Here is a 15,477-nt window from a genome sequence, read left to right as displayed (position 1 = left end):
GAAGCCGAAGTTAGCTGAGATAGCGGGGCTTTGCAGGTGGTAAAGGTTGAACAGTGCCTCACGCCGTTCAGGCACCCCATCATTCAGAATGCTGCAGCGTCCTTTGCGCGTTTGAAAAGAGGCAGGGCGCTGTGCTGTGCATTTTGCGTTGGACGGCGGAAATTTTTCCTGCTATCGGCCTTTTCACGATTTAGGGATCCCTGCTTGATGTTCATTTCCAGAAACCCGCGACGACGCTGATGCTCCGAACGCCGAAGGCGTGTTCGAGACCCATCATTCTGTCCATCCGGTTTCTGTCATCATGTACAAGCACGATCTCGTCTACCTCACCGAGGACGCGTCCCACGACGCCGCCATCGAACACATCAACGAAGAAGCCTTCGGTCCCGGCCGCTTCACGCGGGCGGCCGCACGCATTCGCGAGCAGGGGCCACACGATCTTTCGCTTTCCTTCATCTGCGCCGACGACGGCGAGACGATCGCCTCGGTACGCATGACGCCGGTGATGGCCGGTACGGTGAAGGGCCATCTGCTCGGCCCTCTCGCCGTCCGCCCCTCGCACAAAAATATAGGCATCGGCCGGGAGCTGGTGCGGATCGCGGTGGAGGCGGCGCGGCGCAAAGGCTCGGAAGCCGTCATCCTGGTCGGCGATCCGCCCTATTACGGCCCGCTCGGTTTCGAGAAGGTGACCTATAACGCGCTTACCTTCCCGGGCCCGGTCGATCCCGGCCGTGTGCTCGTCGTTCCGATCGCCGAGAATGTGCATGAACGGCTGAAGGGCACGATCGCCTGGCGCGCGTGTTCATAGCTCCTTCCGGAGAAAGCTGCGCATGCGGCCTTCCGGAAAATCCTCGAGCTCACCGAAAACCTGATAACCTGGCCGGGATAGGCGCGCAGGGCCTGCGGGCTGAAGGTGTCGATCCAGGCGCCGTGGCAGCTGCGGGCTTTCGCCTCCTTCTCTGCCTGTGCAAGGTCCTGCCTGCAATGCCGGCGCCGCGCAGCGTCTCGGGAAGATAGAGCATCTGGACGAAGAGCCAGCCCCAGGCGGTAAAGCCGAACAGACCGCCGGTCACCTTGCCGTTGCCATCGCGGATGAGGATGGCAAGCGGCCGGCGGTCCGACGGGCCGACATCGCCCGTGTTGAAGGCCGAAAGCGCATCGGTGATCGCCGTGAGCTCCTCCGATGAGGGGGCGAGGCGGTGAGGTCGAATGCCACCATACAATTACCGCCCCTCGCGCCACCACATGGCACCGAAGGCGAGCAGCAGAATGCCGACGCCGGCAAAACCGGCAAAGAGCGGCAGCGTGTTGATGCCCTTCAAGACCGTCTCGCTGGTCATGCGGATCATCATGCGGTCATTGTCGGAGACACGGACCTGGCCGCGCACCGGCAGGATCGGCGGCACGGTAATCGCGCCCTTTTCACTGGCGGCGCGGGTCACGAGGCCTTTGCTCCTGTCGACGACAGGTTTCAGAACATTTGTCGTCGAGATCATCGCCTTGAATTCCGGCGCGTCGACAGCGCCGATATGGACAAGAGTCGACAGTTTGCCGTTGCGGACTTCGAAGAGGCCGATCTCGTCCATCCGCTTCTCCGCCTTGTAGAGGCCGGGTTCGGATTGGGTAAGCGGCAAGTTTTCGGTCTTGCCGGAGGGGTAGCGCACGGTGGCGTTGCCCGGATTGTCGCCGATCGTCTGGCGCGTGATTTCAAGCGTCCGGCCGGAGGCGCGCGCCGTCAGCGCTTCTTCCTCGAGCGCCGGCTCCTTCATCAGCCAGTGGGCGATGCGGCGATAGAGCGAAACGTTCGGACCGCCGCCTTCGAAGCCGCGTGCCCAGAGCCAGCCCTGGTCGGAGAGCAGCATGGCGACGCGGCCCTGGCCGGCGCGGTTCAGGACCAGCAGCGGGTGGTTGTCGGCGCCGAGCATGATTGTCTCGCCCTGCGGCCGCTCGACGTCGACGCTGCGGAACCAGCGCCCCCAGTGCGGCGGGTCCTCGCCCGAGCCGTCGAGACCGCGCGTGACGGGATGCTTGCGGCCCTCCTCGGAGAGGCGGGGGTAGAAGGCCTTCTCGATCATCCGGCCAGTCGGCTGTGCCGGCAGCACGGAGGCGAGCGGCGTCATCGCAATCGATTCCGGGCTTGCATGTTCCGGACCGGCGGCGATCAGCAGCGCTCCGCCGTTCTCCACATATTGGGCGATGTTGTCGTAATAGAGCATCGGCAGCACATTCGCCCGGTCCTGATAGCGGTCGAAGATGATCAGGTCGAAATCCTTGATCTTGTCGATGAACAGCTCGCGTGTTGGGAAAGCGATCAGCGACAGCTCGTTGATCGGCGTGCCATCCTGCTTTTCCGGTGGGCGCAGAATAGTGAAGTGGACGAGATCGACCGAGGCGTCGGATTTCAAGAGGTTCCGCCAGGCGCGTTCGCCGGCATGCGGCTCGCCGGAGACAAGCAGGACGCGCAGATTCTGGCGGATGCCGTCGATGACGTGGACGGCGCGGTTATTGGCCGTGGTGACTTCGCCGGGAAGTGCCGCGACCGAGAATTCGAGCACGTTGCTGCCGCCCCCCGGCACCTTGAAGGAGAAAGGCGTATCGCGGCCGGGTGTCGCCTGCAGGGTGGCGATTTCATCACCGTTGAGCTTCACCGTGACGTCGGCAGTGCCGCCGGGACTCGGGCCGTCGTCGAAGACGCGCAGGACGACCTGCTGCTCCTCGTTGACGATGCCGAAGCGCGGCCCCTTGACGACTTCGATGCGGCGATCGAATTCGTTGGCCTTGCCGGTGATGAGGCCATGGATCGGCGCATCGAAACCAAGCGCCTGATTGGCGGCCGGAACGTCATGGACTTCGCCGTCGGTCAGCATGATAGCGGCGCCGATGCGCGACGGCGGGACATCGGCGATGTTGGCAGCCATCGCGTCGAACAGGCGCGTCGACGGCACGTCGGAATTGACGTCGCCTTCGACATCGATGAAGCGCGGCTCTATCTGCGGAAAACGGGCGAGCTGGCCCTTCAGGGCTGCCAGCGCATCGTCGGTCATCTTGACCCGGTCGGGTGTCTGCTGGCTCTGGCTCCGGTCGACGAGAACGGGGACGATCGTCGACAGCTGATCCCGGTCTTCCTGCAGCAGGACAGGATTGGCGAGCGCGGTCAGCAGGGCGAGTGCCGCCAGCGTCCTGATCCAGGCGCCGCGGATGCCACGCCAGATCGCGAAGGCGGCGATGACCGCGCCGACGGCGGCGAGCGCGGCCAGAACCGGCCAAGGCAGAAATGGTGAAAAGTCGAAGGTCATCTCATTGTCCTAACCGTTCGAGGAGGTCGGGAACATGAACCTGGTCGGTCTTGTAGTTGCCGGTCAGCATATACATCATGATATTGACGCCGGAACGATAGGCATATTCGCGCTGACTTTCGTCGGAGGGCACAGTCGGCAGCATCGGCACGCCGTTGTCGTCGACCGCCCAGGCGCCGGCGAAATCATTGCCGGTGATCAGGATCGGCGAAACGCCGTCGGCCGTCGCCGCCGATTTTTCCGTCGCTTCACGGCCGCCGCCCTGCCGAGCCTCGATCCAGAGGGGGCTGCCGGCATAACGGCCGGGAAAGCTCGACAGAAGGTAGAAGGATTTCGTCAGCACGTGATCGGATGGCACCGGCTCGAGCGGCGGAATGTCGAGATTGGCGAGAATCGCCTGCAGCCTCTGGCCGTTGGCGCTGACATTGCCGCCATTGTCCAAAGCGCTGATCTGGTCGCGCGTATCGAAAAGCACGGTGCCGCCGTTGCGCATATAGGCGTCGATGCGGCTGATCGCCGCCGTCGACGGCATCGGCGCCGTTGCCGAAACCGGCCAGTAGATGATCGGATAGAAGGCGAGTTCGTCCTTGGTAAGGTCGATGCCGACGGGCGGCGCCGGCTCCAGCGTCGTGCGGAAGGTCAGGAACTGGGTGAGACCCTCGAGGCCGCGCTCGGATATATTGTCCACCTCCTGTTCGCCGGTGACGACATAGGCGAGGTGGGTGTTGTCGAGCCTCTGCAAGATGAGGTCGTCGCCGGGCTGAGAGTCGTTGGCGTGCAGCGTGCCGGGCTGCAGCAGGAAACCGGCGCCGAGCGCTATCGCGATCACGCTCAAGGTGCGGGCAGCCGGGCGCAAGCGCGAGAAGGCGCCGTTCATGAAGAGGACGATCAGGCTGTCGGCCAATAGCAGCAGAAAGGCGGCGAGAAAGAGCGCCGGTTTTGCCGACCAGCTTTCGCCGCCGATCAAGCCTTCGCGCGCAGTTGTCGTCCCCGCCGTGTCGAGCGGCTTCAGTTCGGCGTCCTCCGGCAGCACGTTCAAAGCGGTGAAACCATCTTCCGAACCATAAAGCCCGGGCGGATTGTCGAAATTCGCGGTCAGTTCGGTTCCTGCCTTTGAAGTGAGCGGCCGTGCCGAGCCGGTCTCGGAGACGAGCGTGCCCTTGGCCGTTAGCATGCGGAATGGCGGCAGGGTCTCGGCCACTCGCGCAGTGCCGCGGACCTCCGACGTCACGCCGCCCGAGCGCGATATCTGGAGGAGATGGCGCAACATGTCGACAAAGGTGCCCGAAATCGGCAGATCCGACCAGGTCGCTTCGGCGGTGACGTGGAACAGCACGATCTGGCCGGATGAGAGCGGCTTCATCGTCACGAGCGGCGTGCCGTCGGCCAGGCTCGCCCAGGTGCGTTCGGCAAGATCGGGGGTGGGTTCGGCAAGCACCTGCCGCTTGACGACGACGTCGGCAGGGCGTGCTATGCCCGAGAAAGGCCCGAAATTCGGAAATTCGGCCAGCGACTGCGGTTCGCTCCAGGACAATGTGCCGCCCAGCGCCCGTTCTCCCTGCCGCAGGATAACGGGGATGAGAGGGTCGTCTGCCGGCGCTGCCGCCATGCGCGGGCCGGCGAACCGCAAGAGCATGCCGCCATTCGATATCCAGCGCGTCAGGGGTTCGTAGGCGTCCTCCGGCAGCCGGCCGATATCGGCCATGATGATGATGGAGGGATTGCTGGCAAGAAGTTTCGGTATGGCGACCGAAAGATCGGAATCGCCGGGCTGGATCAGATCTGCATAGGGCTGCAGCGCCCGCTGGATATAATAGAGCGGCGACAGCAGCGGCTGGAACTCGTCCCCGCCTGCACCCGACAGCAGGACGACGCGACGGCGCTTGAACGCGTCGTCGAGGAGATGGACCGCGCCTGCTGTCGCGCCGTTGTCGACGCTGATGCGCGCGAAATCGTTGCGCATCTCGAAGGGGGCGGTGATCGAACTCGTCGCCACGCTTTGACCGGGGCGGAAGTCAGCCCTGCCGTTGGCAATCGAGCGGCCCTGGCTGTCGACAGCGTTCAGCGCCACGGATGCGGCATGCGAAGCGTTGAGGCGCGTGACCTTGACGGTCATGGCATCAGCCGCGTTGTTGGCCGCGGTGATCGCGATCGTCCGTGCGGCGTCACCCTCGATCAGGCGCAGATCGGTGGGCTGGAGTTCGGCCAGCCGACGTACCGTGGCGTCGTCGGCCTTGGCGGCGGCGCCGTCAGTCAGAAAGGCGAGGGTGCCGGGCTTGATGCCGTTCAGGGCGGAGCGCAGCGCCTGGAAGGCGCGCTCGCGGTCCGGCACCAGCGGCCGCGGTTCGACGGCGCGCAGTTTGTCGCGGGCGGCTGCGGCGGTGCCGGGCACGGCGTCGTTGGTCGGCTCGGCGGTAAAGGCGATCGACACCGGCATGCCGGCGGATTCGGCATCGTCTATCAGCGCGTCGGCGGTCTGGATGCGGCGCTCCCAATCGGCTGCGGCAGCCCAGCTGTTGTCGACGAAGAGGACGAGCGGGCCGCCCGATGCGAGCGAACTGGTTCGCGGATTGAAGACCGGATCGGCGATCGCGAAGATGATGGTGGCGGCGAGCAGCATGCGCAGCAGCGTCAGCCACCAGGGGCTCTGCGCCGGCGTCTCTTCGCGCTTCAGCACCGATGCGAGGATCTTCAGCGGCGGAAAGATCTCGCTCTTCGGGCGTGGCGGCATCAGCCGCAGCAGCCACCAGATCACCGGCAGGGCGATGAGGGCGCCGAGAATGGCGGGATAGGCGAAAGCGAAGGGAAGGGCGTTCACAGCTGCCCTCCATGCGTTGCCTTGGCCGGCATGCCGGACAGATACATGTGCACCGCGACCAGCGCTTCGGAGGCGAGATGATCGGTGCGGTGGGTCGTGAAGGTCCAGCCGAGATGGCGCAGCGACTGGCCGAGGCTCTCCCTGCGGGCGAGGTAGGCGTTGCGATAGACCTCGCGGATATGTTCGGCGCGACCGGAGATCAGCTTGGCGCCGGTCTCAGGATCGGTGAATTCGGTGCGGCCGCTATAAGGGAAGAGTTCCTCGGCGGGGTCCGATATCTCGACCACGTGGCCGCGCAGGCCGCGGCGGGCAAGCGGGCCGAGCCGCTCCATGATCGCCGGCGCATCGTCGAGGAAGTCGCCGATGAGGACCAGGTCGCTCCAGCCGCGGATCATCCCCGTTTCCGGCAGGCCGCCGGTCAGCGGCGCGTGCATGAGCGCGGAGGCGAGGCGTTCTGCGGCAGTGCGGGTGGAGGCGGGTTCCATGATGCCGGGGCAGCCGATGCGTTCGCCGGAGCGGGAGAGGATTTCGGCCAGCGCCAGCATGACGACCAGCGCCCGGCTTTCCTTGGAGGCGCTGCCATAGCTCGACTTGTACATCATCGAAGGCGACATGTCGCACCAGAGCCAGATCGTATGCGCTGCCTCCCATTCGCGCTCGCGCACATAGGTATGGTCGTCGCGCGCGGAACGGCGCCAGTCGATGCGCGACAGGCTCTCACCCTCGGAATAGGGACGAAACTGCCAGAAATTCTCGCCGATGCCGCGCTTGCGGCGGCCATGCCAGCCGGCGATGACCGTGTTGGCGATGCGCTTGGCTTCCACCAGGCAGTCCGGCATCAAGGCGGCCCGCTGCCTGGCGCGGGAGAGGGCATCGCTGCCTGACGTCGGGTTGACGATCTGTCCGATAGATGCCACGCGTCCGGCTTCCTTATCCCTTTGCCTGCTTCACCAGTCCGGCGATGACGTCGCGCACGGACATGCCTTCGGCGCGGGCGGCGAAAGTCAGCGCCATGCGGTGCTGGAGAATGGGTTCGGCAAGCGCGAAGATATCGTCGAGAGATGGGGCGAGACGGCCTTGGTAGAGCGCGCGGGCGCGGGCGCAGAGCATCATCGCCTGCCCGGCGCGAGGGCCTGGGCCCCAGGCGACGTTCTTGTCGGTCGAAGCATTGCCCTGTCCGGGGCGGGCGGAGCGCACCAGCGAAAGGATGGCGTCGACGATCGTCTCGCTCACCGGCATCTGGCGCACCAGGGTCTGGATTTCGATCAGCCGCTGGGCATCGATGATCGCCTCCGGCCGGGTTTCGCCGAGGCCCGTCGTCTCGAGCAGGATCTGGCGCTCGGCGGCGAGCTCGGGATAATTGACGTCGACCTGCAGCAGGAAGCGGTCGAGCTGGGCTTCGGGCAGGGGATAGGTACCTTCCTGCTCCAGAGGGTTCTGGGTGGCGAGCACATGGAAGGGCGCCGGCAGGTCATAGCGCTGGCCGGCAATCGTGATATGATATTCCTGCATCGCTTGCAGAAGCGCCGACTGGGTACGCGGCGAGGCGCGGTTGATCTCGTCGGCCATCAAGAGCTGGGCGAAGACCGGGCCCTTGACGAAACGGAACGAGCGGCGGCCGCTATCGTCCTGGTCCATGACTTCGGAGCCGAGAATATCGGAAGGCATTAGGTCGGGGGTGAACTGGATGCGGTTGGCGGCAAGTCCGAGCACTTCGCCGAGCGTCGTCACCAGCCTGGTCTTGGCAAGGCCGGGAACGCCGACGAGCAGGGCATGACCGCCAGAGAGCACGGCGAGAATGGTGTTCTCGACGACGCTTTCCTGACCGAAGATCACCTTCGAGACTTCTATGCGGATGGCGGCGATATCGGAGAGCGCCTTCTCGGCGGCGGCGACGATCGCCTTTTCATCGAGGCTGGCTTCGGTCTTCATCATACCCATAGGCATCTCCAACGGCTGAAATCATTCGGCAGCGAATCGGCGGACTTATACATCTGCCTCATACTCGATAGAGTTATGGAGATGCGACGGGCTGACAAGTTCGTTGCGAATGACTATCTCGTGACTTCACTTTGTTAAGGACAAACCGGGACGGAAGAATGGCAACCGAGGAAATCAGCGGACAGGCGGATGCGGCGGGACTTGCCGCGCTGATTTCGCGCGCGTCCGAGGAAAGCAGCGGTAAAAAACGTGGACTTCCGCCGGTCGAGCGGTGGAATCCGCCCTTCTGCGGCGATATCGATATGGAGATCAGGGCCGACGGCACCTGGTTCTACATGGGCACGCCGATCGGCCGGCCGGCCCTGGTGCGGCTGTTTTCGACCGTTTTGCGCAAGGATGAGGATGAGAAGACCTATCTCGTTACTCCTGTGGAAAAGGTCGGGATCAGGGTCGCCGACGCTCCGTTCATCGCCGTGGAAGTGAGCGTGACGGGCGGCCAAGGTCAACAGGTGCTGACATTTCGCACCAATGTCGGCGATGTCGTGGAGGCGGGAGGAGAGCATCGGCTGCGCTTTGCCATTGCGGGCGGCAATGCCGAACTGAAACCCTATCTGCATGTGCGCGGGCGGCTGGAGGCGCTGGTGTCGCGTGCGGTGATGTATGAACTGGTCGCACTCGGCGAGGTCCTCGACGTGGAGGGGCGGGCTATGTTTGCGATCCGCTCCGCCGGCGAGGTCTTCCCCGTCATGCCGGCCGACGAACTGGATGCGCTTTCCCGATGAATGATGCGATCACCCAACGTTATCCGCTGTTCTCAGCAGCTGAATTCCGCCGCCGTGCGCTCAATCAGAATGGCGGGCCGGTCGACCATGCCTGGCGCGATCACGGCGACCATGTCCTCAACCCCGATATCGTCGCCGAGGTTGAGACCTTCAGGCTGCGCGATGCCGCCGTGCTCGTGCCCGTCGTCGATGACGGCGAGGAGGCGCAGGTGATCTTCACCAAGCGCACGGCGACGCTGCGCAAACATTCCGGACAGATCGCCTTTCCCGGCGGCTCGATCGATCCCGCCGATATCTCGCCCGAAATGGCGGCGGTGCGTGAGACGGAGGAGGAGATCGGCCTTGCCGGCTCCTTCGTCGAGACCGTCGGGCGGCTGCCGAACTACCTCGCCTCGACGGGCTTCCGCATCACGCCGGTGCTCGGCGTCGTGACGCCGGGCTTCGATTTGACGCTGAACCCGGCGGAGGTAGACGATGTGTTCGAAGTCCCGCTTTCCTTCCTGATGAACCCGGCCAATCACAGCCGCGACAAGCGGGTCATCGACGGCATCGACCGGCATTTCTACCGCATGCCCTATGAAACCAGGATGATCTGGGGCATTACCGCGGGCATCGTCCGCACGCTTTACGAAAGGCTTTATGCATGACCGGCATTGCCGACCAAGCATGGTTTCGCGACCCGGCGCTCGGCCGGATCCTCGCACTTCTGAATGCCGATCATGGAGGCAATGGTGGGGCCGAGGGCGGGGAAGCGCGGGTGGTCGGCGGCGCTGTGCGCAACAGCCTGATGGGCCTGCCGGTCAGCGATATCGACATTGCCACGACGCTGAGACCGGAGGCGGTGATGGAGCGGGCGGCGGCGGCCGGCGTCAAGGCGGTGCCGACGGGCCTGCAACATGGCACGGTGACGCTCGTCATCGACGGCAAGCCATTCGAGGTGACGACGCTGCGCACCGACGTCGAGACCGATGGGCGCCGCGCCAAGGTCGCTTTCAGCACCGACTGGAAGGCAGACGCCGAGCGGCGGGACCTGACGATCAATGCGCTCTACGCGGATGCGGAGGGCGAGGTCGTCGATCTCGTCGGCGGGCTTGCAGATATCGAAACGCGCAACATCCGCTTCATCGGCGACGCGGCAACGCGTATTGCCGAGGACCATCTGCGGATCCTGCGTTTCTTCCGCTTCTTTGCCTATTACGGTTCGGGGCGCCCGGATGCCGAAGGGCTGAAAGCCTGTGCGGCGGCGCGTTCGAAGCTGAAGACGCTGTCGGCCGAACGCGTCTGGTCGGAGCTCAGAAAACTGCTTGGCGCCGCCGATCCCGGCCGGGCGCTGCTCTGGATGCGGCAGGTAGCGGTGCTGACGGAGATCCTGCCGGAATCGGAACGATGGGGGATCGATGCGATCCCTTCGCTGGTCGCCACTGAAAAGGCGCTCGGCTGGGCGCCCGACCCACTACTGCGGCTTGCGGCGATCGTGCCGCCCGATGCTGCGCGGCTGGAAGCGCTTGCGGCTCGGCTGAAGCTCTCGAATGCGGAAACTGCCACTCTCAAGGCGTGGGCGACAACGGCACCGGTCAACGACGAAATGACGCCAGCCGCTTTCGAAAGGCTGCTTTACCGCAACGGTGCGGACGGCATCACGACGCGCCTGAAGCTGGCGCTCGGTGTTGCACGAGGGAAGGCCGAGAGCGATCTTGACGAAATGGCGCGCTCGGCACGGCTCGGCAAGCTCCTGGATCAGGCCATGCAATGGAAGAAGCCGCAGTTTCCCGTGAATGGAGCAGACGTGATCGCAGCCGGAATCCGATCCGGCCCGCGCGTCGGCGAACTGCTTGCGGTGCTGGAAAACCAGTGGGTGGAGGAGAACTTCGCTTCCGACAGAGCCGCGTTGCTCGCCCGGCTGCAGCAACTTGTGCAATAGGTACACCGCGTCGCGTCCGGTGGACGCGGCGCAGCTATCGTTGGTACTTGGCCACCGGCCGTCAGGCGGCGGTCGCCTCGTCGCGGATGCGGGCCTTGATGTTGTCAACCATGTTTTCGCGTATGGTGGTTTCGCCGTGAGCGGTCTTCAGATGCTCGACGGCGCGGCGGACGACTTCCGCGTCATTATCCGCCCGGGTGTGCCAAGCGCAGCCGGGAACAAGCGTGCCGCATTCGAAAAGTCGCATGGTCTTCTCCTCTGTCTGAAACACAACGGCCATCGCGTTTGCACGCGATTGATGAAATGTGCGGAGGAAGGGAAGGTTCCGGCCGGCATCGGGTGACGACCGGAGAAGGTCTTTCAGTCGGGCATCGCCCAGGCTTTGTAGGTATCCGAGAGATGGCTGGGCGTGTTGCAGTTGGCGGCGTCGTTCTGCAGCTCTTCCGGCGACTTTCCGCCGGCCAACTGTAGCTTGACCTGCTCGATGAAGCAGGACAGCGGCAGATCCGAGCCGCTCTTGGCCCGCAGTTTCTCGGCGATGCGTATCAGGAACTCGGGCGTGTCGACTGCACGGAATGTTTCCTGGACATCCGTGGACGCAGGCGAGCCGCTTTGTGTCGTCATGACAATCCTCCTCCGATTGTTACGCACGTACATATAAAGTTAGGACTCACTGCATTTTTATGAAGGACCCTCGGCTCGAATTTATCGATGAGATCTCACAGTCTCACGGCCAGCGTACGACGGGCGGCAGCGAGGAGAGAATGGATTCGACGTTGCCGCCGGTTTTCAGGCCGAAGATCGTGCCGCGATCATACAGCAGATTGAATTCGACGTATCGGCCGCGGCGGATCAATTGTTCATCACGATCTGCTTCCGTCCACGGCTTGTTGAAGTTGGAACGGACGATCTTCGGATAGACCATGGCGAAGGCTCGGCCGACATCGCGGGTGAAGGCGAAATCGGCGTCCCAGCCGCCGGCCTCCTCGCTCGAATGCAGCCAGTCGTAGAAGATGCCGCCGATGCCGCGCGGCTCGTTGCGATGCTTCAGAAAGAAATAGTCGTCGCACCAGGCCTTGTAGGCATCGTAGTCGGCTACGGCATGATTGCGGCAAGCGATCTCCATGGCCTTGTGGAACAGCTGGCTGTCCTCGTCCTCCTGGGTGCGGCGGCGCGACAGCACCGGCGTCAGGTCGGCGCCGCCGCCGAACCAGCGGCTGGTGGTGACCACCATGCGGGTGTTCATATGCACCGCCGGAACGTTGGGATTGACGGGATGGGCGATCAGCGAGATGCCGGAGGCCCAGAACCGCGGATCGTCCTTGGCGCCGGGTATCTGTGCCCGGAATTCCGGGGAGAATTCGCCGTAGACCGTGGAGGTATGCACGCCGACCTTCTCGAAGACACGGCCTTCCATCATCGACATCCGGCCACCGCCGCCGGCGCCGTTTTCGCGCGACCAATCCTTGGCGACGAAGCGGCCGGGCTCCTGATCGGAGAGCGGGCCTTCCAACTCGTCTTCAAGCGCCTCGAAGGAGGCGCAGATGGTATCGCGCAGCCCTTCGAACCACTTGCGGGCGGCCCCCTTCTTTTCCTCGATATCGTCAGGCAAGCCGATCGGCAGTTCCGGTCTTTCCATTTGCGCCTCCAGCGGTCGGCCTCCGCTAGGAAACGACTCGCTCATTCTTGATTGCACCTCGGTTTAGCAGGTGGCACCGCATCTCGCCAAGCCGGCCGGCGCGGACACGGGGAGCGAGGATTCGACTCGCAAATCAAGTATTTCGATACTACCTTTTCCGAAGAGGTAGGTTTGATGGCAAAAATTCCAGGACCTCCGTCCTTTGACGGTCTGAAGCGCAGAATGGCGAAACACCGGGCGGAAAATCCGATCGCCAAGAGAGACCATTTCGTGCGTCAGACATATTGCCTCGGCTTGATCGACGCACGCGCCAAGGCGCGCGAATGGTTCGACGAATATCCGAAAGCGGCCTACTGGACCGAGGTGGAGAGCTGGCGTCAGCTCGACGGCGACCGGATCGAATTCACCATGCGCCGCTTGCCTTCGGCCGATTGACCCTCACTCCGCCGCCGGCCGCACACGGCTTTCGATCAGCAATCCGCTTTCATCCATGATCGGATGCGCTACCGAGACGATATGGGCGTTGATCCGCTTCAAGTCGCGCAGCATGTCGAGATGCAGCGAGCTCGTCTGCAGACTGTCGGCACGGCCGTCGCGCAGGCGTTCGAGATGATGTTCGGCCGACTGCTTCTCCATCCGGCGCACCTCGACCTTCGTCTCCATCATCCGGCGCGCGAGATTGAAATCGCGGGTGACGAAGATGGTCTGGGCGACGCGCAGATTGTCGATCGTCAGATCGAACAGCTTCCTTAGTTCCTGATGGCCGTCCTCGGAAAATTTCAGGCCGAGCGAAATCTTCTTCGCCACCTGTTCCGCAAGGCCCTTCTCGATGATGTCGCCCATGTGTTCGAGATTGATCGCATAATCGATGACGACGATCGAGCGCCGGGCGTTTTCGTCGCTAAGGCCATCGCGGCCGAGCTTGGAGAGATAAACCTTCACCGCCTGCTGAAGTCGGTCGACGCGCTCCTCGATGGCGGCGATTTCGGCGAGCTTTGAGGCATCGTTGTGCTCCAGGGCTTCCGACACTCGGATGAGCATGCGCTCGATAAGGTCGCCGATCCCCAACACCTCACGGGTGGCGCTGGCAAGGGCGATGATGGGCGTGGAAAGTTCCTGCGCGTCCAGATATTTCGGGGCGCTATCGGGTTCCGGCTGATCCGGCACCAGCCGGGCCATCAGGGTGGCGAGCGGCCGGGAGAAAGGCCAGGCCAGCGCGGCCAGCAGAAGATTGAAGGCCAGATGTGCGTCGACTGGCAGCTTGGCCGGTCCGAACGGCAACATCTGGATGAGGTCGGCGCCATAGCCCGCCAGTGGCAAGGCGATCAGGCAGCCGAGCGTGCGGACGGTCAGATTGCCAAGTGTAACACGCCGGGCTGAAGCCGGGCCGCCCAATGTCGCTACGACAGGCGGGATTGCGCCGCCGAGATTGGCGCCGAGCACCAGCACGATGACGAGTTCTGCAGAAATAAGCCCGGCCGAGGCGAGCGACAGGATGAGTACCACAACGGCCAGGCTTGACGAGGAAAGGAAGGCAAGGGCCGCCGAAAACAGCAGCGCTACGGGCAGGGCGCCGTTCAGCAGGCCGATGAATGCGGCAAGAGCGGGTGAGGTCCGCATCGGTTCCGTTGCAAGGCCGAGGAGATGCAGGGACAGCAGCATCAGCCCAATGCCGATCAGCGCTGCGCCACCGCCCTGGCGGGCGCTAGAACGGCCGCGGTAGAGCGCAATACCGGTCAGGATTAGAAGCGGGGAGAGCCATTCAATCCCCGTGGCGACGATCCAGGCAGTGATGGCGGTGCCGACATTGGCGCCGAGCAGGACGATCTGCGCCATGCGCGGCCTGATCAGATCACGCTCGACGAAGGAGGCGGTCATCAACGCCGTTGCCGTGGAGCTCTGCAGAGCGACGGTTGCGACCAGGCCTGACATGAAGGACCGAAAGCCGCCGCGCGTGCCGGTCGCAAGTCCTGTTCTGAGCCGGGCGCCGAAGGCTCTGGATACGCCGTCCTTGACCTGCGCGAGGCCGAACAGCAGCAATGCGACGGCGCCGAACAGGTTGATCATGATGACCGTGGAATCCATTTTCTTGTTTTTATTCTTCCTTCATCTGTTGGCGAGACCCAGGCCAGAGTGATGCCTCTCCAAGCTATTGAAATCGCGGCCGTCATGCGATATTTTTGATTGCCCGGCTAATAAATATAGTCCGATCTCGCGGATTGGCAATGTCAATTTCCGACAGATTCCGGGCTTCGGCCATTCTGCGAAGGCCGCTGTCGCTCAAGTCCAGACGGTCTGGCGCATCGCTTCGCCGACGATCATCGCAGCCGAGACGGCAACGTTGATCGAGCGCTGGCCGTCGACCATCGGGATCAGGATACGGGCATCGGCCCTCTCATGCACATGGTCCGGGACGCCGGCGCTTTCCCGGCCGAGAAGCAGAATATCGTCTGAACGGAAGGTGAAGTCGGTGTAGCGATCCGCCGCCTTGGTTGAAGCGAGGATCAGGCGGCGGCCGGTCGTGGCGCGCCACGCTTCGAAGCGATCCCAACTGACATGGCGGGTCAGCGCGGCGGCGGCGATATAATCCATTCCCGATCTTTTCAGGTTGCGATCGGAAACGACGAAGCCGGCGGGTTCTATCAGATCGACCGCGAAGCCGAGGCAGGCGGCAAGACGCAGGATCGTGCCGGTATTGCCGGGAATATCCGGCTGGTAGAGTGCCAGTCTGAGGTCGGTCATCATGCGCCGTTTGTCTCGTCGGGATGCGAGACACCTAAAGCAACCGGCATTTTGCCGCAACGGGCGCATCTCGGCCCAGCAACGTTCAATTTACGCCGTTATAGGGCTGGAAATTTCGCGATTTTCGCGTTATCCATGCACGATCTTCAATCGCCAGCAGGGAGGGCCGACATGAATATTTTGCTCATTATGCGCTTTCCCGTCGTGATGCCGATCAAGGCGACATGGCGCCGCTAGCGCGCATTTCTTCCTGAAATCCCCCCTTTTGATCCATTGTGCGGCTGTTTCAGCCTCGCCCCTTGAACTTTCGGTTCCCATATGTGCTTGCAGTGCGCTCA

At 63.5% G+C, this 15,477-nt stretch carries 13 protein-coding genes and 2 pseudogenes; 5 read left to right on the top strand and 10 right to left on the bottom strand.

The annotated features are described in order from the left end of the window. Positions 1 to 148 precede the first annotated feature (148 nt). Positions 149 to 808 (top strand): annotated as a pseudogene (locus A7X77_RS18905) (GNAT family N-acetyltransferase). On the opposite strand, the pseudogene A7X77_RS18900 reads toward A7X77_RS18905, so the two are convergent. The 5 genes and pseudogenes from A7X77_RS18900 to A7X77_RS18880 form a co-directional block, all read right to left on the bottom strand. Further along, a pseudogene (locus tag A7X77_RS18900) lies at positions 803 to 1,219 on the bottom strand (GNAT family N-acetyltransferase). The pseudogenes A7X77_RS18905 and A7X77_RS18900 overlap by 6 nt on opposite strands. A gap of 4 nt (positions 1,220 to 1,223) precedes the next feature. Further along, entirely contained in the window at positions 1,224 to 3,296 is a 2,073-nt protein-coding gene (locus A7X77_RS18895) for a hypothetical protein (RefSeq protein WP_064684368.1), read from the bottom strand. A gap of 1 nt (position 3,297) precedes the next feature. Beyond that, on the bottom strand, positions 3,298 to 6,114 hold the full coding sequence (locus A7X77_RS18890) for a DUF4159 domain-containing protein (protein WP_064684367.1): 2,817 nt from the start codon (positions 6,112 to 6,114) through the stop codon (positions 3,298 to 3,300). Further along, positions 6,111 to 7,031 (bottom strand): DUF58 domain-containing protein, encoded by a 921-nt coding sequence (locus A7X77_RS18885; RefSeq protein WP_064684366.1) that lies wholly within the window; start codon positions 7,029 to 7,031, stop codon positions 6,111 to 6,113. Before A7X77_RS18885 ends, A7X77_RS18890 begins: the two co-directional genes overlap by 4 nt. Positions 7,032 to 7,044: 13 nt before the next feature. After that, positions 7,045 to 8,055, bottom strand: a complete 1,011-nt coding sequence (locus A7X77_RS18880) for an AAA family ATPase (RefSeq protein ID WP_064684365.1) — start codon at positions 8,053 to 8,055, stop codon at positions 7,045 to 7,047. Between the two features lie 158 nt (positions 8,056 to 8,213). Here A7X77_RS18880 and A7X77_RS18875 point away from each other — a divergent pair, with 158 nt between their 5' ends. From A7X77_RS18875 to A7X77_RS18865, 3 genes are read left to right on the top strand one after another with little or no spacing between them, the layout of a single operon-like run. Next, positions 8,214 to 8,837 carry a DUF1285 domain-containing protein gene (locus A7X77_RS18875; protein WP_064684364.1) on the top strand — a complete coding sequence of 208 codons (624 nt, stop codon included), beginning with the start codon at positions 8,214 to 8,216 and terminating at the stop codon, positions 8,835 to 8,837. Next, entirely contained in the window at positions 8,834 to 9,484 is a 651-nt protein-coding gene (locus A7X77_RS18870; RefSeq protein ID WP_064684363.1) for a CoA pyrophosphatase, read from the top strand. Before A7X77_RS18875 ends, A7X77_RS18870 begins: the two co-directional genes overlap by 4 nt. After that, complete coding sequence (locus tag A7X77_RS18865; RefSeq protein WP_064684362.1) at positions 9,481 to 10,758, top strand: CCA tRNA nucleotidyltransferase; 1,278 nt, start codon at positions 9,481 to 9,483, stop codon at positions 10,756 to 10,758. The genes A7X77_RS18870 and A7X77_RS18865 overlap by 4 nt, the downstream gene beginning before the upstream one ends. A gap of 61 nt (positions 10,759 to 10,819) precedes the next feature. Here A7X77_RS18865 and A7X77_RS18860 read toward each other — a convergent pair whose 3' ends face one another. The 3 genes from A7X77_RS18860 to hemF all read right to left on the bottom strand — a co-directional run bounded on the left by A7X77_RS18860 (position 10,820) and on the right by hemF (position 12,397). After that, entirely contained in the window at positions 10,820 to 11,005 is a 186-nt protein-coding gene (locus tag A7X77_RS18860; protein WP_010029983.1) for a DUF1059 domain-containing protein, read from the bottom strand. A gap of 113 nt (positions 11,006 to 11,118) precedes the next feature. Beyond that, a complete protein-coding gene (locus A7X77_RS18855) occupies positions 11,119 to 11,382 on the bottom strand; it encodes a hypothetical protein (RefSeq protein ID WP_064684361.1) in 264 nt (87 codons plus the stop codon). 103 nt (positions 11,383 to 11,485) lie between these two features. Continuing rightward, positions 11,486 to 12,397, bottom strand: coding sequence for an oxygen-dependent coproporphyrinogen oxidase (hemF, locus tag A7X77_RS18850; RefSeq protein WP_064684360.1), 912 nt, complete (start codon positions 12,395 to 12,397; stop codon positions 11,486 to 11,488). 174 nt (positions 12,398 to 12,571) lie between these two features. On the opposite strand from hemF, the gene A7X77_RS18845 reads away from it, so the two are divergent. Beyond that, complete coding sequence (locus A7X77_RS18845; RefSeq protein WP_064684359.1) at positions 12,572 to 12,832, top strand: hypothetical protein; 261 nt, start codon at positions 12,572 to 12,574, stop codon at positions 12,830 to 12,832. Between the two features lie 3 nt (positions 12,833 to 12,835). Here A7X77_RS18845 and A7X77_RS18840 read toward each other — a convergent pair whose 3' ends face one another. Together A7X77_RS18840 and A7X77_RS18835 are read right to left on the bottom strand one after the other, a co-directional pair. Next, entirely contained in the window at positions 12,836 to 14,482 is a 1,647-nt protein-coding gene (locus tag A7X77_RS18840; protein ID WP_064684358.1) for a Na/Pi cotransporter family protein, read from the bottom strand. A gap of 195 nt (positions 14,483 to 14,677) precedes the next feature. Then, positions 14,678 to 15,139 carry a tRNA (cytidine(34)-2'-O)-methyltransferase gene (locus A7X77_RS18835; protein ID WP_064684481.1) on the bottom strand — a complete coding sequence of 154 codons (462 nt, stop codon included), beginning with the start codon at positions 15,137 to 15,139 and terminating at the stop codon, positions 14,678 to 14,680. Positions 15,140 to 15,477 lie beyond the last annotated feature (338 nt).

Origin of the sequence: Rhizobium bangladeshense (genome assembly GCF_001662075.1) — a bacterium.
Lineage (GTDB): Bacteria > Pseudomonadota > Alphaproteobacteria > Rhizobiales > Rhizobiaceae > Rhizobium > Rhizobium bangladeshense_B.
The sequence above is the reverse complement of the archived record's forward strand: the minus strand, read 5'-3'. Positions and strand labels throughout refer to the sequence as shown.